This window comes from Microcoleus sp. FACHB-1515, from assembly GCF_014696105.1.
Classification (GTDB): Bacteria; Cyanobacteriota; Cyanobacteriia; order Elainellales; family Elainellaceae; genus JAAUTJ01.
In genome coordinates this window covers 25,467-49,141 of sequence record NZ_JACJPO010000057.1, presented here as the reverse complement: position 1 = coordinate 49,141, position 23,675 = coordinate 25,467, and the positions used below count along the sequence as shown (strand labels likewise).

The window sequence follows — 23,675 nt, the reverse complement described above, 5'->3', positions numbered from 1 at the left end:
ACTATGAGTTATTACCGCAAACATCCGAGATGTTGATCTACATTGCCATGATTCGCCTGATGCTAAGGCGCTTGGTATAAAGCTTACACCTCTCACCTTTTCAAACGTCCTCTAAGATTTTGAATGAGTTGAAGATTGTTGGGAATTTGAATCTCAAGCCAACCTGCACCAATTCCAGAAGCGATCGTGGCCTGAATTTCAGGAAGGCGCATGAGTTCATCGTGAACAGCGGGCGGGATTAGAATTTTTGAATAGATCTGTTGTAGCAGTTTGATTTCGCCAATCACTGCTAGATTGCTCAAGGGCGAAGTATTGCTGACAATTCGCATCACCATCCATCTTGACGCAGGCTAGCGAGGTCTTGCTCTAAATCTTCCACGTCATAGTGGATGCAAATGCCGCGATTGGCAATTAGTCTTTGGAATTCGATTTGATGAAGTCTGGCAAGCTGGCTGGCTGTTCCAAGCGTAATACGGTGCTGTTGGAAAAGGGCGATCGCCAATTCAGTACGCAGATCGGCTTCACTTAATTGAATATCGTCGGGTAGATCGATCGTGATTTGCATAAAACTATGCTCCGTAATTCGGGTCTTCGCTGAGCTTATCAAGATAGGTGAGTCCGGCTTTTGCCCAAACGCTTTCTTCTAGATAGTGTTTCGCAACTTCTCCTAAAGCAGCTTTGGTGGCTTGAAGATGGCGTTCAGGATTGAGCAGTTGTTTGCGGAGGGTTGCCAAATTCCAGCGGTTAGATTGTTTGATTTCGGTGAATTCGGCGTCGAGAATAGCGAGGGCTTCGATTTCGGTGTTGACCTGGGGATGTTGAGTTTGAAGCTGCGTTAGAAGAGTTCGCAGATCGGCGATCGCGCTTTGTACTTCTGGATCGGTAGCGTAGTTGTTTTGAGTGCCAATAAAATCGCCCGTAGGGTTGTCACCAAAGTTAACTGGAGCATGAAAGTTTGCATCGCTGAAATCATATTTGGGTTCGGCTGCCATTTGCTGTGTCCGTCGATCGATTTGTTGCGTAGTCTGGTCGATTTTAACAAGGAGATCAACAGATGGGAGTTGTAGCGACCGTCCTCCATCTTGCATTTTTAATGCTGCATCTTGAGTAGCTTCCTGCCAAATTTCGTAGTTGTAGAACTTGCATCGGTTTTGGATGGCGGCGATCGCCATTACAACTTCATAATCATAGGACTTCGTTTCTAATTCACACAACGTTGCTAGAGCTTTTGGATTCCCAATTTTCTCTAAGGCTCTAATTACCTCATTTTGAGCTTTAAAGTCTTGATCAGCTAGCAAAAAAGAAAGAGCAGAAACCACTTCTTCGCTAGTAGAATTTGCCAAGGCTAAAGCTGAATTACTTCGTACAAAAACATCTTCACTCTTAAGGCCTTCTAACAGTATTGGAACCGCAGACCTATTGTCCAACTTTACTAATACGGAAGCTGCTTGTATTTGGACAAGTAAATTCGAGTGCTCTAAGTTCTTTAATATTTCTTCAATTGCTTCTTTATGCTCAATTCTACAAAGTATTGACATTGCATTAGTAGAAACAAGTTCATCTAAGCTCTGCAAGGCTTTCCGTATGATTGGAAGTAAAACTACGCTGAATTTCTTTGTTTTATGTAAACTAGAATTTAGTACGGAAGCTGCTCTACATCGAATCTCGATACTTTGATGTTCCAGCGCTTTCAGCAACAAGGGAACTGCTGCTTCAATTGCCAAATCCATCGGCAAGTCAAAGCTGAAATAGCCCCACAATGCTCCATGAGAAGTTAGATTTTCAAGCTTCTGGGTCAGCAGTAAAGTTCCTATACAGCAGTTTAAGCGCATAAGTGCAACTGCTAAATCCGCTGCAACTCCTTCCAACTCCTCTAGATCTTCTGTAGTTTCTCGAATCTGTTCTTTAGCTGTTAGCTCAAGTGTTTTAGCTACAATAAGCTTTTCTTGTTTTTCTAATGCCTCGCTGAGTCCTTGAATAGCTGTTTTATCACCAATTAGACCAAGTGTTTTAGCTGCTATTTGCTGAGTTTGGAAAGTCGGATGCTTTAAGAGTTTCAATAGTTCTTTAATGGCTTTCCCTCCGCCAATTTCTCCTAGCGCATCAGATGCAGCCTGACGAGTGTGGTGATTTTCATCTTTTAACAGCTTTAGAAGCTTTGGGACAGCTTCTTTGCTGCGAAGTTCCCCTATTACCCTAGCTGCACTCACGCAGACCTCAGGATCATCTAGGGCTTTTATCAGGTCTGGCACAGCCAAACTATCATCTATTTTTCCTAATGAAGTAGCTGCAATTCTCCGGATAACGGCATCTTCATCTTTAAGGGCTTCTCTCAGCGTTGGTACTGCTAACTTACAATGCAGATTTCCGAACACTTCTAACACCTTGCTTCGGATTATAAAGCTTGAATGTTTTGCAAGCCTTAGCAAGGCCGCAATTGCTTTGTTATTGCCTATTTTTCCTAGAGCAAAAATCACGCTCTCATCCAAGCTAATGATTTCAGATGAACGAGAATCTTCATGTTCTAGAACTTGCAATAAATCTGAAATCCATGCCCCATTACCAGTTTCGCCCAATGCTTGAACTGCTAGCCTGCATACGTAATACTTAGGGTGATGCAAAGCTTTTAGTAGAACTAAGTTTGAAACTTTACTATTTAATAGCTTTAGATTCAAAATTGCTCTTTGAACAACAGACTTTTCTTGACGGTTCAGAGCTTCACTTAGCGTTTGGATTCCTATGTTGTTGCCTAGACTTCCAAGCTCATAAGCTGCTCTAAGATGAACATCATTATCTGCTGCGCCCTCTAAAACTTTTAACAGTGCCTTGCTTGCTGCACTACTGCCTATAGTTCCTAATGCTGAAACTGCTGCTAGACGGACGAAATACGCTGAGTCTTTCGAGGCTGTCAAAAGTGCTTGCACTGATTCTTGCCCACCGATTTGACCTAACGCCGTCGCTGTGCTCCATCGGATAGATGAATCTGAATTTTGAATTGCCCTTAGCAAATCGGGCACAGCTTCAGTAGATCTCGTAATACCCAGAAGCTCCACCTTGAGCAATTCAGAAATTAGCAATTGTTTGATCCAATCAACTGTTTCTGCCTGAAACTCCGGCTGCACTTCGCCTGATAGCCTTGCCCCTAACCTTCGATCGACTTCCACAGCCAATTCTACTACGCGCAGCACTTGTACTTTTCGATCTTCTAGTGCCAACATTAAAGCGATCGATTCTGTCCACTTCAAATAGTTGAGGTAATTTCGTTGCAGTTGCTCGTCCGTCAAATTTGGCAATAGTTGACGCAGATGTTCAGCCGCATAATATTCTTGGATGAGTTGATGGCAAAACTCAATTTTGTTTGCACTATGATTTTGCAGCAGATGATACTTTAGTAAATCGTCTAGAATGTCTCGAACTGGAAACTGCTCGGTTGGAAAAACTTTGCCTAGTTATCGTTCCGCTTCTTCTCGTTCTACCACCAATCGAAATTCAACAGGTGTTTTTCCCTGCATCATAGCTGCGGCTAAAGTTGTCAAAGCTTTCTTCCACAGCCTTCGATCGCTCAGCGGTCTTACATCGCCTTTCAGCAGCGCGACTTCGTGCTTACGAATACTGCTAACTTCATACATATTCGTAAAAGCCTGAAAAACTCCTGCTAGGTTAGAAGGCAATTGATTCTCAGGAGATTGCTGAAATACTTCGCATAGCATGAACAGCAGCAATGGCGTTTTTCCAAACTCGCGCAGTCGGTCACGTAATTGCCGCAGCATTACTTCCGCTTGCTCCGGCACATAGACTCGAATAAACGCCTGCATTTGCGTTTCATTGAGCGGCAGCATTTCTAATTTCTGCTCAATTCCCAGATCTCCACCCAAACTTAAATCTCGTGTGGTGAAGATCATTGGCAATTTCAGATGGTTGCGACGAAAGCTAGAAAGCTGAAATTTTGCTTCCTCTGACGGCAACTCATTTACACCATCGAAGAGAATGAGCGATCGCGAAAGCACCGTTTCCAATTGATTTGCCGTCAATCGTAGGCCATATCGAGCAAACGAATTGAGAATCAATTGTTCGATCAACCCTTGCCAGTAGCGCAGTTCTATCAGTATCGGAATTCTTGCCTGATTTGTCGTTGCCTCTTCAAAAAGCAATCGTGCCAGTGTCGTAGATTTTCCCGATCCCGGTCGCCCAACTAACAACACATGGCGATCGGTATACTTGTCATGCTGATTGGTATGGTTACGAATTCCCTCCAGCACGGGGAAACGCTCAACTTTCGCTTCCTGCTGCTGTTCTCGCTCCTCCTTCACTGTCTGCGCCATCAACCCAAAGTCAAAAATCGGTGGCGCATCCTTTAAGTGCCGTTGCTTCCCTTCAACGTCAGTCAAGGTGTAAAGCTTCCACCACTTTTTATAAGCGGTTGCGAGTGCAGTCAAATACGGCTGAAAATCGATCGAAGCTGACATATCAGACTACGGCGACCAAGGGCTAAGTTGCCATCCTCTCACCTAGTCTTCATAACATCGGTGATGTTGCGGTGCTACCTCAGTAGCTTCATTTCTATCACATCAATTACGAGCATGGAGGGACTCGAACCCCCGACACCCAGGACCGGAACCTGGTGCTCTATCCACTGAGCTACATGCCCTTAGCCAAACCGCGACTGAGTTACGATCGCAGTTAGCTTTCGCAATCATAACATTTTTCCGCCCATGCCCTACAAGCTGCTGTTTGTCTGTCTCGGCAACATCTGTCGATCACCCTCTGCCGAAAACATCATGAATCATTTGATTGCCGAAGCAGGCTTGAGCGACCAAATCATCTGTGATTCTGCCGGAACCTCCAACTATCACATCGGCAGTCCGCCCGATCGACGCATGACAATGGCCGCCGCCCAGCAGGGTATCACCATGACGGGCAGCGCTCGCCAATTCGTTGCTGCTGACTTCGAGAACTTTGATTTGATTCTGGCGATGGACAAGGCGAACTACGAAGACATTTTGGCGATCGATCGCACTGGAAAATATCGCGACAAAGTGCGCCTGATGTGCGACTTTTGCCGATCGCATTCCGACAGAGAAGTGCCCGATCCCTACTATGGTGGCCAATCGGGATTTACCTACGTGATCGATTTGCTGATGGATGCCTGTCGCGGGCTGCTGGAAGAAGTCAAGAAGGTTTGAGCGATCGAGGATCGGCTGTTTGCTGACATTCGATCCCCGACCTCCAGATTCCTACTTCTTCAACCAGCTAAACATCGCCCGCAGATCCTTTCCGACTTCTTCGATCGCATGTTCAGCTTCGCGGCGACGCATGGCCGTAAATCCGGCTTTGCCCGATTGATTTTCCAGGACGAATTCGCGGGCAAACTGTCCGGTTTGAATTTCGGTCAGGACTTTACGCATTTCTGCGCGAGTTTGGTCGGTGACGATGCGCGGTCCGCGCGTGTAGTCGCCATACTCTGCCGTGTTGGAAATGCTGTCGCGCATTTGGGCAAGTCCACCTTCCACAACGAGATCAACGATCAGCTTGACTTCGTGCAGACACTCGAAATAGGCAACTTCTGGCTGATAGCCTGCTTCGACCAGCGTTTCAAATCCGGCTTTGATCAACGCGCTGAGGCCGCCGCACAAGACGACCTGTTCGCCAAACAAATCGGTTTCGGTTTCTTCGCGGAAGCTGGTTTCCAGGATTCCGGCGCGAGTGCCGCCAACGCCTTTGGCATAGGCCATTGCGCGATCGCGAGCCTGCCCCGTTGCATCTTGATACACGGCAAATAGACAGGGGACGCCTTGACCCTGCTCATAAGTGCGACGGACGAGGTGGCCGGGACCTTTGGGTGCGATCATGACGACATCGACATCGGGAGGAGGCACGACCTGCGCGAAGTGGATGTTAAAGCCGTGCGCGAAGGCCAAAACTTTTCCAGGCTTGAGGTTCGGTTCAATTTCGGCTTGATAAACGGTTCGTTGTACTTCGTCGGGCAGCAAAATCATAATGAAATCGGCAGCGGCAGACGCATCCGCGACGGATTTTACCGTTAGGCCAGCGGCTTCGGCTTTGGCTGCGGATTTGCTACCGGGATATAAGCCGACAATCACGTTCAGGCCGCTGTCTTTGAGGTTGAGGGCGTGAGCGTGACCTTGCGAACCGTAGCCGATGATGGCGATCGTTTTGCCGTTGAGTAAATCGAGATTGGCGTCCGCGTCGTAGTACATCCGAGCCATAAAATTTCTCCGTCCCGCAGTCGAGGTAGTGAATATGCAAGCTCTTGATTTTACCATCTGAGCCGCCACCCAAGCGGCGCGATCGACGCCTCGGCTAGTTGCTGACGCCTTCCTCGACGGGACGCACGATCGCTGGAGCTTCTGTCGTGGGCGATCGAAAGACGGATTGAATCGCCTGCTGAAGCGTTTCGGCCATGACGATGCGATTGCCATAGGCCACAATCACGCGCACCAGAGTTGGCAGTTCGTTCTGTTCGGCTTCCAGGTAGAGCGGTTCAACGTAGAGCAGCGAATTTTCGATCGGAATCACGAGCAAGTTGCCTTGAACCACGCGCGAGCCTTGCCGATTCCACAGCGAAATTTGCTGCGAAATCACCGGATCTTGATTGATTCGCGCTTCAAGCTGTTCGGTTCCAAACACGAGTTCTTGCTTGGAGAAGCGGTACAAAATCAGCCGACCGGGACGATCGCCGCGATCGCTCCTGCTAATGTCCGATCGCGCCGCTAGCCATGCGATCAAGTTGGTGCGCTGGGCAGGCGTGAACGGGCGAAACAGCAAAAATTCTTCGGTCTCTCGATCGCGAAGCGCTCCCGGAACGGTATCGGGCAGCTTCATGATCAGATAGTAGGGCTGCACGACTTGCGGTTCGCTGCCGTAGATTTCGTTCGGCGCTCTCCACAAATCTTCGCGGTTGTAGAACACCTGCGGGTCAATCATGTGATAGAGCATCAGTTGATCCGACTGGATGCGATAGAAGTCTTGGGGATAGCGCAGATGTGCCCGCAGCGAATCCGGCAGTTCTGCTAAAGGCTGCATCATGCCGGGAAAAATTCGGCTCCACGACTGCACGATCGGGTCTTGCTCATCTGCCACGAAAAACCGCACCGTGCCGTGATAGGCATCGACCACGACTTTGACCGAGTTGCGAATGTAGTTGAAAGCATTCTCGCCCGGAGCCGAGTAGGGGTAGCGATCGCTGGTTGTGTACGCATCAATAATCCAGTACAGGGTGTTTGGCGTTGCGTCGGGCGGCGATTCTCGAAACTCGGCATTTGCCGCGACCAGATAGGGATCGCCATCGAGCTGCAAGAACGGAGCGATCGCCCGGACGCGATCGACAATGTTGCGGCGAAACAGAACGCGGGTGGCCGGAGTGAAATCCTGGTTGAATAAAAGCTGCCAGTCGCGCAAATAGTTGGCGAAGATCAAGCGTTTCCAAAATGGCGCGATCGGGATGCCGCCCTGTCCGTCGTAGGTGTTGTAAACGTTGTCGCTGCCGCTGGGAAAATCGAGTTCGCGGACGCGAGTCGGCGCGTAGATGTGCGTATTGGTGATTTCGCCGTAGTAGATGCGCGGAATGCCGACGGGAATGCTGTTGCGGACGCGATCGCTGCTCGATCGATGCTCGATGCCTTGAATCAGATAGTCGGGCAGTCCGCCTTCCGCTGCCACGTTGACCGGACTGAGCGTGAAGCCGAAGCCGTGCGTGTAAACCAAATGCTCGTTCACCCAAGTTTGGGCATCGCTGGGGACGGCGGTGTAGTCGAGTTCGCGAGCGGCGATTAGTACCTGCTGCTGTTCGCCGCCTGCGGGCGTGGAAAGCGTGTAGCGATCGATATCCGCACCGGGAAATTCGTAGTAGGGACGAAAGCGCTGAAGCTGGCGATTCGTTTGCAGAAGTGGTCGCGTATCCCAGAGGCGGATATTGCGGATCGTCAGGTCGTTGCGATCGATCGCTTCCAGCGTCAGGTTGTCCTGCACGTCAAAATTTTGCGTATCGATTTCGTCCAGTTCAAAGGCGTTGCGCGTGGCGGCGATCGTCCGCTCAATAAACGGCTGTTCGCGCAACAGTTCGTTTGGCTGCACAACGAGACGCTGTACGGCTAGCGGCAGCAAGCCACGAAACAAAATTGCAATCAGCGCATACAGCAGCAGCGCACTAAACAGCGAAATGTAAGGATTAAATCGCAGCTTTGGCTTCGGTGGCGCGGTAGTTTGAAGCGATCGCAAGATTGGACGCGCCGCCTCGCGAGTGGCGATCGCGCTGGTCGCTTGGCGAGGCGCAGTGGTGACAGGCAACGGCTGGCGGGTTGACCAGACGCGATCGCTCACGGTCAGGCGCGGCCAAGCAATCGCGCGACCCAGCAGAAACAGCGCGATCGCCAAGGCCAAAAAGCTCAACCCCGTTTCAACCGGAAGCTGAATCGTTACGTCCACATAGCTCGCACCGTAGCTGGCGTTGCCCGGATCGTACAAAAGACGGTAGCGATCGAGCCAGTCGTTGAGCGCAACTGTCAGCATCAGTCCGCCACCGATCGCGCTCAGGTGGCGTCGCTGAACCGAGGCAAAACCAAGAAATTCCCCTTGGCTGATGCTGTCGTTCGATCGCAAATACACCAGCAAAACCGAAGCCAGCGCGATCGCCAGCAGGCCGACCAGCCAAAACGTAATCAGTTCCCACAGCGGCAACTGAAAAATGTAGTCGCCCAAATCGCGGCCAAACAGCGGCTCAGTTCGCCCAAACGCGCTGCGGTGAAATCCGAGCAAAACCGTTTGCCACTGGTCTGACAGCACCAGAGCGCAAGCCAAACTCAGCAGCAGCGCGATCGCCCACAGCGCAGGTTCCCCAAACAGCAGCAGCACAACCGCGATCGCGATCCCCACGCCGCTCAGCGTGATCGGCAGGGCAACAGAGGGACGCGAATGCCAAGCTTGCAAGGCCGTTTGGCCGTAGAAAATCACCAAGCCCGCGATCGCCACGCTCAGCGCGATCGTTGCTAGCAGCAAGCGTCGAAACGGCAATCGTCCCGGCAAAGTCGCGTCAGCGGGCGCAATGCAGCGACGGGCGATACGGTTCCCGGAGCGCTTCGCGATCGCCAAATTGCCGCCCAGCAAAACGGCTCCCAGCCCAAAGCCCAGCAGTGCCAAACCTGCCTGCATTGCCAGCCGCACCTGAAACACTTGCAGATAGCCGACTTCGACAAACCACGATCGCTCCGCCACCAGTGCCGCCACCAGTTCAAACCCAATCAGCGCACCAATTAGCAGCGCGATCGATCGCAATGAAGCGCGACTGACGCGATCGAACAATTGCATCGGCATAAACAAGCACAAAATTAAAGCGTGTGAAAACTCTAGCGCTCTTTGCGGTTGAAAATGATTTGAAAAAGCTTGAGTGTAAAGGAGAATGTTGAGTAATGAACCGTTCGGCTTGAAACGGTTCACCTTATTTTTTGATGCGCCCTATGCCCGCTTCTGAATCGCCATTTGATCCGCAAGAATTTGAGCGATCGCTGCAAGAACTCGAACAGTCCGTCGTCGAGTTGCGATCGCGCTTTGAGCAGGTGAAAACCGACCAGCAGCGGCAGCAAGAACTGAGGCAGCGATCGATCGAATTGCAGCGCAGACGCCAATCACCCCAAACGCAAGCGGAACTGAAGCGCGTCCGCGAACAGCTTGATGCCCTCGAACTCGCCCTCGAAAGTCATTTATTTTCCTGGAGCGGACTGAAAGAAGCGTTTTGGCAGGCGGTGCGATTTTTGGGCTTAGGAATTGTGATTGGCTGGCTGCTGCGGGCGATCGTTCACGGCTAATTCCCATCCCGTACAGACGCGAGATCTTATGGCTAACGTACAGACGCGAGATCTCGCGTCTGTACCCGACACCCGATCGCCGACACCCGACACCCCCAACAAATTCCCCGAACTCGATCGAAGTCGCTATTTTTAATGAAGGGATCGATCGCAATTCCCTTGACCTTTCGCTATTTCGCTGGAACTTATGACGACGCGCCGCATTGCTGAACTGCTCAAAACCGGACAGCCCGATGAATCCGTGACGATTCAAGGCTGGGTACGCACCAAACGCGACCTGAAAGGCTTCAGCTTTGTCGAAGTCAACGACGGCTCCTCGCTGACCGGACTGCAAGCGGTTGTGAATCAATCGCTGCCGGACTACGAAACGGTGATGAGCCGCATCAACACAGGTGCGTCCGTTGAAATGTCGGGAAAACTCGTGCCCTCACAGGGCAAAAATCAGCGCATCGAGCTACAGGCCAGTGAAGTCAAGGTCTACGGTGAAGCCGATCCCGAAACCTACCCGTTGCAGAAAAAGCGGCACTCGTTCGAGTTTCTACGGACGATCGGCCATTTGCGATCGCGCACCAACACGCTCAGCGCGGTTTTTCGCGTCCGCAACGCCTGCGCCAACGCCATCCACCAGTTTTTCCAGGAGCGCGGTTTTCTGTGGGTTCACACGCCAATCATCACGACAAATGATTGCGAAGGGGCGGGCGAACTGTTTGGCGTCAAAGCGCTCAACCGCACCGCGCTGGCAGAAAAAGCGGAAGACGGCGAATTTTTTGGCAAGCCTGCTTTCCTAACAGTCAGCGGTCAGCTTGAAGCGGAAATTATGGCGATGGCGTTCAGCAATGTTTACACCTTTGGCCCCACATTTCGAGCGGAAAATTCTAACACGTCGCGCCATTTGGCCGAGTTTTGGATGGTCGAACCGGAAATGGCTTTCTGTGATTTAGAAGGCAACATGGATCTGGCCGAAGAATTCTTGAAATCTGTGTTTCGATCGGTTCTCGAAGCTTGCCCTGAAGACATGGAATTCTTCAACGAGCGGATTGATAAAACCGTTCTTGCAACCGCAGAAAATATCATCAACAGTCAGTTTGAACGGATTAGCTATACTGAGGCAGTTTCGCTGCTGGAAAAAGCCGATCGCCAATTTGAATTTCCGGTTTCCTGGGGACTCGATTTGCAGTCGGAACATGAGCGCTATCTGGCTGAAGAAAAATTCAAAAAACCCGTCATTGTTACCGACTATCCAGTTGAAATCAAAGCCTTTTATATGCGCTTAAATGATGACGAAAAAACCGTCCGCGCAATGGATATTCTTGCACCGAATATCGGCGAAATTGTCGGCGGTTCCCAGCGGGAAGAACGACTCGACGTGCTGGAAAAACGCATTCAGGCGCAGGGCATGGCGATCGAAGATTTGTGGTGGTATCTCGATTTGCGACGCTACGGAACCGTTCCCCATGCCGGATTTGGCCTTGGCTTTGAACGCTTGGTGCAGTTCATGACCGGAATGACCAACATTCGCGATGTGATTCCGTTCCCGCGCACCCCGCTGAGCGCCGAATTTTGAGCGAAAAAGGGCGATCGATCGTCACGATCGATCGCCCCCACTGGTCTACTCGAATCGCAAATAGCGCACCAGCAAACTAATCACGTCACCCGGATCGGGCACGATGTTGAGCGGCGCATCGAGTTCCAGCGGCATTGCCCACTCGATCGCCTGCGCGTATCCGGCCTGTTCGAGCCGCCTGGTCGTGAATTCGACAATTTGCGGAGTGCCGATCAGAATGTGCTTGATTGGGGTGCGGTTATCGCCCGGAATTTTGGGGATTGACTGAATTTGCGGCGTGGGGGAATCGTTCCGCTCTGAGGCGGAGTCATCAAAGTTGTTCATGGTTTTCCTTGTTTGAGTGAGTAGGAAAACCCAAAAGTCTAGCCGCCCCGACGCAAGACGCAGCAATCGAGACGGCTAGAAGGGTATGATCCCAGTTAGCCTATCAACTGCCAGTATCAGTTTGGTGGGTCAGCGGCTCGAAGTCTGTCGTTACCAGCTTCGGGTCGCGTGGCTAGACCTTGGGTCTAAGCGATCGGTCTTTGCTGTCATTTAGCAGCATTAGCAAGCAACACTAACGGAATTATTCGGCAAAGTCAAGCAGTTTTTTCAATCATCGATCGGACTTCGCAGTTCTGCTGCAATACAAAGCGGTAGAGAAATGCGATCGCGCTCAAAGCTTGGTTCTGCGTTGCTGCCGCGACCTGTTCATCAACCGCTAAATGCGTCAAGAACCCCGTCACTTCTGCTGCACCCATTTCGATCGGATGGCGCTTGTCGTGAAAAATGAAGCGACGAATCCAGTAAACGTAATTTTGCTCAGTGCGGTAGGAGTAATGCTTCACTCGCAGCACATCACGCACCTGATCCAGCAGCTTTCGAGGACGAGAAGAATCCATCGCCTCAACACCCCACAATCATGTAACAAAACTAACAATATAGTACGAAAATACTGCTAGCACAAAAACGGAAAATATACTGAACTTTGCTGCATAACTCCCCGTAGCAGGTGATTAGACAGATTGAATCTGTAGAATAAATTGTTCCACTGAACTGGTATTAAATGTTACTTGTTGAGAACACTATAACAACTATCAGTTCCGTAAAACAACCTCGTTGGAGCCGACAACGCCAACGGTTAGCCGCACGAAGACAGCATGTCGGCGTTGCGGCTCAACTCGATAGTTAGGTGGAAGAAACTATTTGATTCAAGCAGGCTGAAGGCGATTTGCCCAGTAGGATGACACAATCACAAATGCGCCGCCAATCCACTGAGCAAGACTAGGCGTTTCACCCAAAAGCAAAACTGCGCTGCCAACGCCAAAGATGGGAATTAAGGCAATAAAAAAGGCGGCTTGACTGGCAGGCACATTTTGTAAAGCTGTGAGGTAAAGTAGGTACGCGATCGCATACTGCATGATGCCAGAACCGATCGCCAGCAGCCAGAAGGGAAGCGAAATATCGATCGCGTTCACCTCATAAGATGGATTAATTGTTGATAGCACTCCAAAGCAAAAAACAGTCACAATCAAACCAACGAACTGCTGAGATGCAGTGAGCTGTAGCGGGTCAGCACCTCCAATTTGCTTTTTGCTCATCAGCACATAGCAAACCGCAAATACGGTTCCCAGCAAGACCAATATATTTCCAATTAAAGAAGAATCGATCGCGCCTTCTTCATCGTTCCACACCAGCAGAGCGACACCTAAAAAGCTGATGACTGCCAGCAGTAGTTTCGATCGCGTCAATCGCTCACCCAAAAATACTGCTGCCATCAAAATTGTTAGAATTACTTCGCTTGAACCAATCAAAACCGCATTACTGGCAGTGGTCAATTTGACTCCAAAAATGCCAACCATGTATGCCAAAGCAGGTTCAAAAATTCCAGCACTGCCTTGTTTGAGAGCCGCTAGAGAAAACGGCAGCTTTTGCATTTTGATGTAGCAGGCGATCGCCAGAAACAAAACGCTGGAAATAAGCTGGATGACTAATAGCGTCGTTGCTGAAATTTCTGCAAGTGCAAGTTTCGTTAGCGTTGTGCCCACGCCCCAACAAAAAGCGTAGCTCAAGGCAATCAAAATTGTATTCATGGGTTCACCATTTGACGGCATTGTTGTTCGACCGGACAGCGATCGCCTGGACAAACTTCTTCCTCACATAATCGGCAAATTGCATCGCCTCGCGATTCGCTAGTGGTAAGCTGAGTCAACATTTTTTCAAGCAAAATTGTAAGCTGCTGCTGTTCATCAAACGTGAGCGAATTCATCGCAAGCTGGAGGTGCGATCGCCGCTGGTCAAGAATGACTTGACGGCGATCGATCCCCGCTGCTGTCAGAAATAAAGCGACCGTGCGGCCATCTGTGCCCGATCGCCGCTCGACCAAGTTTTGTGCGACGAGGCGATCGACCAGGCGCACGGTTCCCGGATGCGACAGGTTGAGGATTTGCCTGAGCCGATTAATCGAAATTCCCGGTTCGGTTCCCAGCGAGACGATCGCCGCGCAGGTTTCGCCGCCCTGTCCGGTTTCGGCAGCGATCGCCGAGTTGACAGCATCGGTGAGGCTGAGCGCGAATGCGCCCAAGAGGTTCAGCGATCGATCGGTGTCCATTCATTCTTAGTTTTTATGTATGCGTTATGCATATTAACACGTGCACAATTTCAAATCAAGTGGACTGGCATAATGTCACCTGAGAGGCGGCTCAAAGCTGTCCGCTATATGGGTCGCTTTGAGTTCTAATTGAGCGAAACCGCCTAAATCGCTAACTTGTCGTGGTTTCGCTGCGGCTGCGGAGCAGGTGGAGCATCATTCGCTGTCGTCCGGCTTGGGCTTCCGGAAAATCGGGCTGGACGCGCAGCGCTTTTTCGTAGGAAACCAAGGCTTCTTCGTACCATTGCAGTTTTTCAAGGACGCGCCCGCGATCGTGCCATGCCCAGCAGTTTTCGCGCTGAAGCTTGACAACTTGGTTGTAGGCGATCGCCGCTTCCTTATAGCGCTCTAGCTTCTCCAAAACGCCGCCGCGCTTGAACCAGGCTAGATGGTCGGTGGGCTGAAGCTTGACGACGCGATTGTAAGAGGCAGCGGCTTCTTCATATTGCTCTGCATTTTCCAGCGCCATGCCGCGCATCAGCCAGGCCAGTGCATCGTCGGGATTGGTGCGAATCGCTTTGTTGCACGATTCGATCGCTTCTTCGTAGTGCTGCAAGTCATACAGGCGATCGACCCGCTTAAGCTGACTCAAGACGCGCTTACGGCTTTCGATCGCCAGTTCAAACTTTGGCTTGAGATTGACGGCACGATCGTATGAGGCGGCAGCGTCTTCGTATCGCTCTAGCAGTTCGAGGACGCGCCCGCGATCGTGCCATGCCCAGTAGTTGTCTGGCTGAATTTCGATGACGCGATCGTAAGCAGTGACGGCTTCGGTATGCTGTCGCAGGTTTTCGAGTGCTCTGGCACGCTTAAACCAAACAAGATAGTCGTTTGGCTGAATTTCGATGACGCGATCGTAAGCGGCGATCGCGGCTTCGTAGCGGTGCAAATTTTCCAGCGCCATACCCTGCTTAAACCAAACGGTGTAGTCGTTCGGGCAGGCATCGAGAACTTTGCCGTAGTAAGAAACGGCGTCCTGATAGCGCTGCTGGGCAAACAGTTCGTCGGCTCGCTCTAGCCAAACCTGATGGCTTTCACTCAGCGGTGTGGTGGGCGGATGGAGAACTCCAGCTTCGATCGCAGCCGCCGCAAGCTGATTGAGGGCGGCGATCGCTTCGACGGCAGATGGATAGCGCTGGCGGAAATCGTAGGACACCATTGTGTCGAGAATGTCTGCCAGTGCCGTGCTAACGTTGGCTTCGTCGCGCCAAATAATCTCGCCAGTGCGAGGATCTTCGCGCAATTCGGTGGGGCGCATTCCCGTCAGGGCACGAATGCCAACCATGCCGACTGCATAGACATCGCTGCTAAACCTTGGCTTTCCGGCGATCTGTTCGTTGGGCATGTAGCCATAAGAGCCGATCGCCACTGTGATTGTTGTGGGCGCGTCTTCGTCACTGGAAGACAGTTCGCAGGTTTCTTCGGTTTCGAGCGCCAAACTTTCATCAAACAGTTCGATCGACTGGTTGATTTGTTTGACTGAACCGAAATCGATCAGCACAATTTTTTGATCGCTGCGGCGGCGAATTAAGTTCGACGGCTTGATGTCGCGGTGAATCACCTGCTGCTGGTGGACAAATTCCAGCGTCGCGAGGATGTCTTGCAACAGGCCGATCACTTCCGCTTCTTCAAACGGTCTACCGCGCTTGAGTTCTTTGCTCAAGATGTGGCCTTCGATGAATTCTTGAACGAGGTAGAACTCTTGATTTTCCTCAAAGTGAGCATAGAGGCGAGGAATTTGGTCGTGACAGCCGAGGGTGTAGAGCGCTTCGGCCTCGCGATCGAACAATCGCCGTGCAGTTTGCAACGCCTGCGGATCGCGAATTTTGGGTTTAAGCTGCTTGACGACGCAAACAGGATTTCCCGGCAGGTGCTGGTCTTGCGCCAGGTAGGTTTGGCCGAAACCGCCGCCGCCGAGATGTCGAATGATGAGATAGCGACCACCAAGGACTTGACCAAGCATAGGGTAGATACAGCTTAAGGGCTGCTAAACTTCCGTGAACTCAAGCAGCAGAGCAACAGGGCATATGGCAACTGAATAAACCGCAGTTGGCAATTAAGAACTTGGGGCGACCAGCGCAACCGCTACATCGACTATAAAAGTAGAACATAAAAGTGAATTCACCTTCTATAGTATTCCGCAGCTTCCGGTGAACCAGTGTAGAGATTCAGTCAAGATTGAATGAATTTTTGAGCGATCGCCTCACGGCCTCAGTGATGCTACGGAGATTAAACCGCTTGCTGCCAAAGATCCTGCCTGACGGTAAATACCGGATTTTAAAATAGCTGAAATAATAGGAAATGAACGCTTTGTGTCTCGATTGTGATCAGCCGAGGCAGAGCGATTGCTATACTGACGCAAACGCCTCGATCGAGGCCGATAGTTGAAAATCCATGCAGCCGACTGATCCGAGCAAGTTTACTGATAAAGCCTGGGAAGCGATCGTTAAATCGCAAGATGTCACGCGCCGCTTTAAGCAGCAGCAGCTAGAAGTTGAACATTTGGCGATCGCCCTGCTTGAACAGGAAGGACTTGCCAACACCATTTTGAACAAAGTCGGGTTTGAACCTGCCAAGCTGAAGCAGCAGCTTGAAAGCTTTGCCCAGCGTCAGCCGAAGGTGTCTGAGACGGCGCAGCTTTATCTGGGGCGATCGCTTGATTTGATGCTGGACAAAGCCGAAGCCGCCCGCACGAATTTTCAAGACGAATATATTTCGGTTGAGCATATGCTGCTCGCTTTGTGTGAGGACGATCGCATCGGTCGCCGTTTGTTCAAAGCTGCCAACATCGACCAAAAGCAAATCGAAACCACAATCAAATCCGTTCGCGGCAGTCAAAAAGTCACTGACCAAAATCCCGAAGGCAAATATGATGCTTTGGAAAAGTTTGGCCGCGATCTCACGGAGCAAGCCAAAGCCGGAAAGCTCGATCCCGTCATTGGTCGCGATGACGAAATCCGCCGTGTCGTGCAGGTTTTGTCCCGTCGGACGAAAAATAATCCGGTTTTGATTGGCGAACCGGGAGTCGGGAAGACGGCGATCGCGGAAGGACTCGCCCAGCGCATCATCAACGGCGACGTGCCCGAATCGCTGAAAGACCGCCGCCTGATCACGCTCGACATGGGGTCGCTGATCGCCGGAGCGAAATATCGCGGCGAATTTGAAGATCGTCTCCGCGCCGTCCTCAAAGAAGTCACCAGCTCGGACGGTCAAATCGTCCTGTTCATCGACGAACTGCACACGGTTGTCGGCGCGGGTTCCGCTCAGGGCACGATGGACGCTGGCAACTTGCTCAAGCCGATGCTGGCACGAGGCGAACTGCGCTGCATCGGCGCAACCACGCTGGACGAATACCGCAAGCACATCGAAAAAGATGCTGCCTTGGAACGCCGCTTCCAGCAGGTTTATGTCGGTCAGCCGAGCGTCGAAGATACGATCTCAATTCTGCGCGGATTGAAAGAGCGCTATCAGGTTCACCACAACGTCAACATCGCGGATTCTGCCCTGGTTGCCGCTGCCGTGCTGAGCGATCGCTACATCTCCGATCGATTTCTCCCCGACAAAGCGATCGATCTGGTAGACGAAGCCGCCGCCAAACTGCGGATGGAAACAACCTCGAAGCCGACCGAACTAGAGTCGATCGATCGGCGCGTGATTCAGCTTGAGATGGAAAAGCTCTCACTCGAAGGCGAAGGCTCGCGCCTGGGAATTTCCAGCAGCTATCGACCCTCGCAGGAAAAGCTGGAGCGGATCAACCGCGAAATTAACGACCTCAAGGAAGAGCAAACCCGCTTGAATTCGCAGTGGGACACCGAAAAGCAGATGCTTGACCAGATCAATGCGCTGCGATCGGAAGAAGAACAATTGCATCGCCAAATCGAAAAAGCCGAACGCGACTACGACCTGAATACCGCTGCCCAGCTAAAATACGGACGCCTCGAAGCCGTCCATCGCGACCTCGAAGCCAAAGAAGCCAGCCTGCTCGAAATGCAAACCGGAGGCACAGCGCTTCTGCGTCAGCAAGTCACCGAGGCGGACATTGCCGAAATCGTCGCCAAGTGGACAGGCATTCCCGTCACGCGCCTGATGGAAACCGAGCGACAAAAGCTCTTGCAACTGGAAAGCTTCTTGCATCAGCGCGTCATCGGTCAGGATGAAGCGGTTGCAGCGGTGGCGGCAGCGATTCGGCGGGCAAGAGCCGGAATGAAAGATTTGGGCAGACCGATCGGCTCGTTCATGTTCATGGGGCCAACGGGCGTCGGCAAAACTGAACTCGCTCGCGCTCTGGCTGAATCGCTCTTCGACACAGGCGACGCCCTGGTGCGGATCGATATGTCGGAGTACATGGAGAAGCATTCGGTTTCGCGTCTGGTCGGCGCACCTCCGGGCTATGTCGGCTACGAGGAAGGCGGACAATTGACCGAAGCAATCCGCCGTCATCCCTATTCCGTCCTGCTGCTCGATGAAGTCGAAAAGGCACACCCGGATGTGTTCAACATTCTGCTGCAAGTCCTCGATGATGGCCGGATCACCGACTCGCAAGGGCGGACAGTGGATTTTCGCAATACGATCGTGGTCATGACCAGCAACATCGGCAGCGAACACATCCTCGATGTTTCCGGTGACGAATCGAAATATGAGGAAATGCAGCGGCGAGTGACGCAGGCATTGCGATCGCACTTCCGCCCAGAATTCCTCAACCGCGTCGATGACATCATTCTCTTCCACCCGCTGACGCTCAAGGAACTGCGGCAAATCGTCGGAATTCAAATGCAGCGGATTCACCGTTTGCTGGCCGATCAGAAAATCTCGCTGGAACTGACGACAGCCGCGCAAAACTTTATTGCAGATGCGGGGTTCGATCCGGTCTATGGTGCACGTCCCTTGAAGCGAGCGATTCAGAAGCAACTGGAAAATCCGATCGCCACCAAAATCCTCGAAAACGCCTTTGTCGAAGGCGACACGATCTTCATCGACGTGAAAGACCACAAGCTCACCTTCAGCAAAAAGCGATCGAAAGCACCGAGTCAAGCCGCTGCTAGTGCGGTTGCGGTTGTTGATCAAGCTTGAGGCCATGACGCAGCTACTCAGGCGATTGTTTACCGTCCAGGAATATCACCGCATGGCGGAGGCGGGAATTCTGCGTGAGGACGATCGCCTCGAACTGCTGCGCGGAGAAATTGTTCAGATGTCCCCGATCGGAAGTAGACACGCCGCAACAGTAAACCGAATCAATCGCTTATTCTTCCGAAAGTTTGGCGATCGAGCCTTGCCCAGCATTCAAAATCCGGTCGAGCTTGACGATTACTCAGAGCCTCAACCGGATATTGCTTTGCTACGTCCTCGCGATGATTGCTACGAAGCAGGTCATCCGCTGCCGGAAGATGTGTTGCTATTAGTAGAGGTGGCAGATTCTACGCTAAGGCTCGATCGAACTGTAAAAATTCCACTTTATGCCGAAGACGGAATTGCGGAAGTTTGGCTGATCGATCTCAAGGCAAACTGTATTGAAGTGTATCGTCAGCCAACGGCAAAAGGCTATCAGCAAGTGGAGCGGTTTACAGGTCAGCAAAGCTTTTCGATTCAAGCGTTTGCCGATGTTGAGATTGCCGTTAGTGAAGTTTTAGGTTCAGGCTAAGTCGATCGCGTCCTGCCTAATTTAAAAACTTTATTCCTTTCTTTTTGAACTGAACTAAACCTGAATTGAGTAGCAGCAAATTGACGTTTTCTGCTCCGTAAACGTGGGTTAGAAGCGAGCGAACCCATGCAAAAGAGCCGTCTTTGCCATAACCTTGTTTGCATTCTTTGATGTAGCTGAGAAAATCAAGAACTTGCTGATCAATATTCGGCATAAACGATCGAACGGCCTGCATAAATTCAGATGTGCCACCCAGCAAACCAAAAGATTCATGCGTGACCATGATTCCCCAGGTTCCCCGACCGGAATAGATCGCACCCTCCAACAGATTAAAACTGCTTTGTCGGCTTGCAATTAAAGGCAAGCAGTTCTCATCACCGACATAAGCAGCATGAAATTCTGTGAGGGAAATTTGCCAGTGAGACGGCTCGATCGCCTTTGTTTGCTGCGGATCTTGCCATCTCCAAAGAATCGAAAAATAGCAATTTTTTTCTCCTAAACTGGCGGCGGCTGCCACGATCGCTTCAGTCAAAGGTGGCTCGATCGAGTATTTGTAGGGAAAGATGATTAATCGATCGGAAATACCAAATGCAAACGGCTGTTGAAACGCATCATCGTGGATAAAAATTTTGCGTAGATGCGGCTCTGCTTCTATTTGATATTCAGCTTCAGTTAAAGTTCGCATCGGGCATTTTACTGATCCACTCGCGTCAGCAATCGAAACAGCACGGCTCGCTTCACCTCCAGCGTTTTGTATCCAACCTGATCAAATAAAACCACCACTTTGTCATCTTCGTATCGCATCACTAAACCTTCGCCCCATTCTTTATGCGTGACGCGATTGCCAATCGGAAAAGGCTGATAGTCGGATGTATTTTCGTGGCTAATTCCGGCTTTGCAGTTGTCGCAGTTTTCGCACAGTTGCGGATATTCTTCACCAAAATAGTTCAGCAAATATTGGCGGCGACAGTTGCGAACTTCCGCATATCCACGCATCATTTCCAGTCGCGATCGCTCAAACTTTTGTTGTCGTTCTTGGGCTTCTAGGGCGGCTGCGATCGCTTCCCCCTTCTCTGGTGGCTGTTCAGCAGGCGCAAATTCCCCGGTCGGCAAAGCTTCCACCACGCCCACATCGCTGAGTCGATTCAGCGCAGCTTTAATTTTTGATTTGGAAAGGTCGGTTTCTTCCGCGAGTTCTTTGGGATCGATCGATCCGTCCTCGTCCTGCTGTACCAGATCGATTACAGTGGCGACGGCTTCGGCATCCACCTGTCCGCCGCTGGCAAAAAATCGGCGGATGTTGAGATCAGCGGGATTATAAAACAGCAGCGCTTTGGCAGGTTCGCCATCGCGTCCGGCACGGCCAATTTCCTGATAGTAGGAATCGATCGAACTGCTGATGTCGTAGTGCGTCACAAACCGGACATTCGCTTTATCGACACCCATGCCGAAAGCGGTTGTGGCAACAATCACCTCGGCTTGGTCTTCCATAAACTGCGTTTGGGCTTGGTGGCGATCGTCTCCCTTCATGCCGCCGTGATAGAAAATTGCGTTGACGCCTGCTTCTTGAAGCGCTTGGGCGATCGATTCGGCGCGTTTGCGCGTGGCGACATAAACGATTCCGGGTTTTTCCGCTTGCGACACCCAGCGGAGCAGGCTGTCTTGCTTCTCAGCGTCGTCTTCAAACCGCATCACACCGAGGCAAATGTTGGGGCGATCGAAGCCCTGCACGATCGTTTTGGGATTTTGCATCTCCAGGCGATCGATGATCTCTGTACGGACGGGCGGCGCGGCAGTAGCAGTGAGCGCGAGGATGCGCGGCTGTCCGAGCGCGTGAATCACCGAGTTCAACCGCAAATAGTCGGGTCGAAAGTCGTGTCCCCATTCGCTGATGCAGTGCGCTTCGTCAATCACAAACAGCGACGGGGAAACGGCTTGGAGGCGATCGAGCGTTTCGGGATTGCTAAACTGTTCAGGCGCGAGGAAAAGAAATTCCAGGTCTCCGGCTTCGAGTTCGCTAAAGGCGGCTTCGCGTTCAGCCGTGTTTAACGTGGAGTTGACCAAGGCGGCTTCCCCAACGTCGTGATGAGCGATCGAGTCCACCTGATCTTGCTGAAGGGCAACCAGCGGCGAAACGATCACGGTTGCTCCGGGCATCAGATACGCGGCCATCTGATAGATTGCGGATTTTCCGGAACCTGTGGGCATGACGGCAAGCGTGTCGTGTCCGTCGAGGATCGATTGCAGGGCGGCGATTTGACCGGGGCGAAGACCGTCATAACCGAAGCGCTCTTGGGCGATTTTTTGCAGATCTTTGGGTTTGGATTGACGAGGCATGGAGGAAGAAGCGATCGAGCTTTCTCCAAGATGAAGGCTGGTTGCGAAAAGAACATCAATCTTCAGTAAGGGGCGATCGCTCTGCAATTTTTGGCCGATCGCCCCGCTGATCTACTGGAATCGCAAATAGCGCACCAGCAAGCTAATCACGTCACCCGGTTCAGGCACGATGTTGAGCGGTTCATTCAGGTTGAGCGGTTGCGCCCACTCGATCGCATCCACATAGCCAAGCTGATCGAGCCGTCGCATCGTGAATTCGACAACTTGCGGCGTGCCGATCAAGATGTGCTTGATTGGGGTGCGATTATCGCCCTTGATTTTGGGAGTCGATCGAATTTCCGGCGTAGGCGAAGCTGATTCGCCTCCAGTGGACGAAGAATCGAAGTCATTCATGAGTTTTCCTTGTTTGAGTAGTCGAGGAAAACCCAAAAATCTAGCCACCCCAGAATGTCAAACCAAGACAAATCGGGGCGGCTAGGAGGGTAAGATCTCCGTAGCCCGCTCGACTGGCGTGATCAGTTTGACGGGTCAGCGGCTCGATGTCTGCGGGAACAGCTTCGAGTCGCGTGGCTAGACTTTGGGTCTAGGAACCGAAACACCTGCCACCGGGAAGCGGCATTAGAGAGAAACCTTAGCGGATTTGTTTGGGGATGTCAATAGGGTAGTTTGGGGTGGGGGCGATCGATTTTTGTCGCACTCAAAACTGAAAAATAAAGATTCCTGCCTGTTTGCCTGGAATAGTTTACGATGCGGAAACACAGGAATTTTACGCAGAAAGACAAAGTGGAAGCGCATCTACTCAGGCAAAAGATATGGCTATCAATAATAAGTTAAATTTGAATAGCCGGACTATCTTTTCAAAATCGAAAATAGCATTGCTTATTGTTGTAAGGAATGCAGCAATAGGGCTAATATCCGGGTGTATTATGGGTGCGTTTTTTGGTGTCGGCTATTTCACTTATTCTATCTTCACGCTATGGCTTGGGGCTGGATTAGGTTTAGTACTGGGACTAGTTAATGGGCTATTGCTGAGCATAATAACTTGCCAGTTTTTTCATCCACTGAGATCTGTTTTTTTCTACAGAATATTAGTCGAGTTGATTAGCGCTTCTACAGCGGGAGGAGGAACAGCAGTCTTCGGACTATGGCTCTTTTCTTCCAGGCGGATGACACCTACTACAGCAGTTTTTATCGGATTTAATTCTGTTCTTGCGTCTCTAGTTGCTGGGTGTGCAGGAGCACTAGCAGGTCAAAATATCTCTCGATGGTACACAGGCATCGTACAAAGACACCATAGGAGCCAGCAAGAACAAACAGCCAAAAATACTTTGCCTAATAGTACATCACTGAATGAGATCGATCGCGATCGAAGAGGTGTTGTGTTGTCTGAAATTTTTGGATGGATAGGTGTTGCTTTGTTTTCATTGATATGCTCTTTTTTTGGATACAATTCTTTGAAGCAGCTAATTTGCGGCAGCCAGGATGTGATTCTCTGTTTTTCTTCTCCTCGTCTTTACACATCATTTATTGCAGGATACAAAGCAATTCTTTTCATCATCTTTAGAGTTCTGTTGATACCTGCTGGAGTTCTTTTTATATTTGCAATTGTGCGAAGTCAAACTAGAAGGTAAAAGTAGTTAACGAGTGAACTTTGCTGATTGCACAATTCAACTTTTTCGCACAAAG

The 23,675-nt window shown here is 51.0% G+C and carries 20 protein-coding genes and 1 tRNA gene; 6 read left to right on the top strand and 15 right to left on the bottom strand.

Annotation, left to right across the window (positions count from 1 at the left end; translation table 11 throughout):
- Nucleotides 1–92: 92 nt before the first annotated feature.
- From H6F67_RS20030 to H6F67_RS20010, 5 genes are all read right to left on the bottom strand, one after another.
- Nucleotides 93–287 (bottom strand): hypothetical protein, encoded by a 195-nt coding sequence (locus tag H6F67_RS20030; protein WP_190768407.1) that lies wholly within the window; start codon nucleotides 285–287, stop codon nucleotides 93–95.
- Between the two features lie 41 nt (nucleotides 288–328).
- Nucleotides 329–565 carry a UPF0175 family protein gene (locus H6F67_RS20025; protein WP_190768406.1) on the bottom strand — a complete coding sequence of 79 codons (237 nt, stop codon included), beginning with the start codon at nucleotides 563–565 and terminating at the stop codon, nucleotides 329–331.
- A 4-nt stretch (nucleotides 566–569) separates the two neighbouring features.
- Nucleotides 570–3,284, bottom strand: a complete 2,715-nt coding sequence (locus H6F67_RS20020) for a HEAT repeat domain-containing protein (protein ID WP_190768405.1) — start codon at nucleotides 3,282–3,284, stop codon at nucleotides 570–572.
- A 165-nt stretch (nucleotides 3,285–3,449) separates the two neighbouring features.
- The gene (locus H6F67_RS20015; RefSeq protein ID WP_190768404.1) at nucleotides 3,450–4,466 is read right to left on the bottom strand and encodes an NACHT domain-containing NTPase; all 1,017 of its coding nucleotides are present in this window, start codon (nucleotides 4,464–4,466) and stop codon (nucleotides 3,450–3,452) included.
- A gap of 109 nt (nucleotides 4,467–4,575) precedes the next feature.
- Nucleotides 4,576–4,648: transfer RNA gene (locus H6F67_RS20010), tRNA-Arg, on the bottom strand.
- Between the two features lie 64 nt (nucleotides 4,649–4,712).
- Here H6F67_RS20010 and H6F67_RS20005 point away from each other — a divergent pair.
- Nucleotides 4,713–5,183: a low molecular weight protein-tyrosine-phosphatase gene (locus H6F67_RS20005; RefSeq protein WP_190768403.1), complete on the top strand. Its 471-nt coding sequence runs from the start codon at nucleotides 4,713–4,715 to the stop codon at nucleotides 5,181–5,183.
- 51 nt (nucleotides 5,184–5,234) lie between these two features.
- Here H6F67_RS20005 and ilvC read toward each other — a convergent pair whose 3' ends face one another.
- Both ilvC and H6F67_RS19995 read right to left on the bottom strand, forming a co-directional pair.
- On the bottom strand, nucleotides 5,235–6,227 hold the full coding sequence (gene ilvC / locus H6F67_RS20000; RefSeq protein ID WP_190768402.1) for a ketol-acid reductoisomerase: 993 nt from the start codon (nucleotides 6,225–6,227) through the stop codon (nucleotides 5,235–5,237).
- A 94-nt stretch (nucleotides 6,228–6,321) separates the two neighbouring features.
- The gene (locus tag H6F67_RS19995; protein WP_242020732.1) at nucleotides 6,322–9,330 is read right to left on the bottom strand and encodes a UPF0182 family protein; all 3,009 of its coding nucleotides are present in this window, start codon (nucleotides 9,328–9,330) and stop codon (nucleotides 6,322–6,324) included.
- A gap of 143 nt (nucleotides 9,331–9,473) precedes the next feature.
- On the opposite strand from H6F67_RS19995, the gene H6F67_RS19990 reads away from it, so the two are divergent.
- Nucleotides 9,474–9,821, top strand: coding sequence for a hypothetical protein (locus H6F67_RS19990; protein ID WP_190768401.1), 348 nt, complete (start codon nucleotides 9,474–9,476; stop codon nucleotides 9,819–9,821).
- 187 nt (nucleotides 9,822–10,008) lie between these two features.
- Complete coding sequence (gene asnS, locus H6F67_RS19985; RefSeq protein WP_190768400.1) at nucleotides 10,009–11,385, top strand: asparagine--tRNA ligase; 1,377 nt, start codon at nucleotides 10,009–10,011, stop codon at nucleotides 11,383–11,385.
- Between the two features lie 45 nt (nucleotides 11,386–11,430).
- Here the strand turns inward: asnS and H6F67_RS19980 are convergent, their stop codons facing one another.
- The 5 genes from H6F67_RS19980 to H6F67_RS19960 form a co-directional block, all read right to left on the bottom strand.
- Nucleotides 11,431–11,709: a hypothetical protein gene (locus H6F67_RS19980; RefSeq protein WP_190768399.1), complete on the bottom strand. Its 279-nt coding sequence runs from the start codon at nucleotides 11,707–11,709 to the stop codon at nucleotides 11,431–11,433.
- Between the two features lie 254 nt (nucleotides 11,710–11,963).
- Nucleotides 11,964–12,266 (bottom strand): phage integrase N-terminal SAM-like domain-containing protein, encoded by a 303-nt coding sequence (locus H6F67_RS19975; RefSeq protein WP_190768398.1) that lies wholly within the window; start codon nucleotides 12,264–12,266, stop codon nucleotides 11,964–11,966.
- A 309-nt stretch (nucleotides 12,267–12,575) separates the two neighbouring features.
- Entirely contained in the window at nucleotides 12,576–13,457 is an 882-nt protein-coding gene (locus H6F67_RS19970; RefSeq protein WP_190768397.1) for a DMT family transporter, read from the bottom strand.
- Nucleotides 13,454–13,975, bottom strand: a complete 522-nt coding sequence (locus H6F67_RS19965; protein WP_190768396.1) for a MarR family winged helix-turn-helix transcriptional regulator — start codon at nucleotides 13,973–13,975, stop codon at nucleotides 13,454–13,456. Before H6F67_RS19965 ends, H6F67_RS19970 begins: the two co-directional genes overlap by 4 nt.
- Before the next feature lie 151 nt (nucleotides 13,976–14,126).
- Entirely contained in the window at nucleotides 14,127–15,977 is a 1,851-nt protein-coding gene (locus H6F67_RS19960; protein ID WP_190768395.1) for a tetratricopeptide repeat protein, read from the bottom strand.
- 431 nt (nucleotides 15,978–16,408) lie between these two features.
- Between H6F67_RS19960 and clpB the strand changes: the two genes are divergently transcribed.
- Both clpB and H6F67_RS19950 read left to right on the top strand, forming a co-directional pair.
- Nucleotides 16,409–19,084, top strand: coding sequence for an ATP-dependent chaperone ClpB (clpB, locus tag H6F67_RS19955; RefSeq protein WP_190768394.1), 2,676 nt, complete (start codon nucleotides 16,409–16,411; stop codon nucleotides 19,082–19,084).
- A 4-nt stretch (nucleotides 19,085–19,088) separates the two neighbouring features.
- Nucleotides 19,089–19,652: a Uma2 family endonuclease gene (locus H6F67_RS19950; protein WP_190768393.1), complete on the top strand. Its 564-nt coding sequence runs from the start codon at nucleotides 19,089–19,091 to the stop codon at nucleotides 19,650–19,652.
- 16 nt (nucleotides 19,653–19,668) lie between these two features.
- Here the strand turns inward: H6F67_RS19950 and H6F67_RS19945 are convergent, their stop codons facing one another.
- The 3 genes from H6F67_RS19945 to H6F67_RS19935 all read right to left on the bottom strand — a co-directional run bounded on the left by H6F67_RS19945 (nucleotide 19,669) and on the right by H6F67_RS19935 (nucleotide 22,382).
- Complete coding sequence (locus H6F67_RS19945; protein ID WP_190768392.1) at nucleotides 19,669–20,337, bottom strand: hypothetical protein; 669 nt, start codon at nucleotides 20,335–20,337, stop codon at nucleotides 19,669–19,671.
- Between the two features lie 8 nt (nucleotides 20,338–20,345).
- Nucleotides 20,346–21,989: a RecQ family ATP-dependent DNA helicase gene (locus H6F67_RS19940; RefSeq protein ID WP_190768391.1), complete on the bottom strand. Its 1,644-nt coding sequence runs from the start codon at nucleotides 21,987–21,989 to the stop codon at nucleotides 20,346–20,348.
- A gap of 111 nt (nucleotides 21,990–22,100) precedes the next feature.
- Nucleotides 22,101–22,382 carry a hypothetical protein gene (locus H6F67_RS19935; RefSeq protein ID WP_190768390.1) on the bottom strand — a complete coding sequence of 94 codons (282 nt, stop codon included), beginning with the start codon at nucleotides 22,380–22,382 and terminating at the stop codon, nucleotides 22,101–22,103.
- A gap of 419 nt (nucleotides 22,383–22,801) precedes the next feature.
- Here H6F67_RS19935 and H6F67_RS19930 point away from each other — a divergent pair, with 419 nt between their 5' ends.
- Nucleotides 22,802–23,620, top strand: a complete 819-nt coding sequence (locus tag H6F67_RS19930; protein ID WP_190768389.1) for a hypothetical protein — start codon at nucleotides 22,802–22,804, stop codon at nucleotides 23,618–23,620.
- The last annotated feature ends 55 nt before the right edge of the window (nucleotides 23,621–23,675 follow it).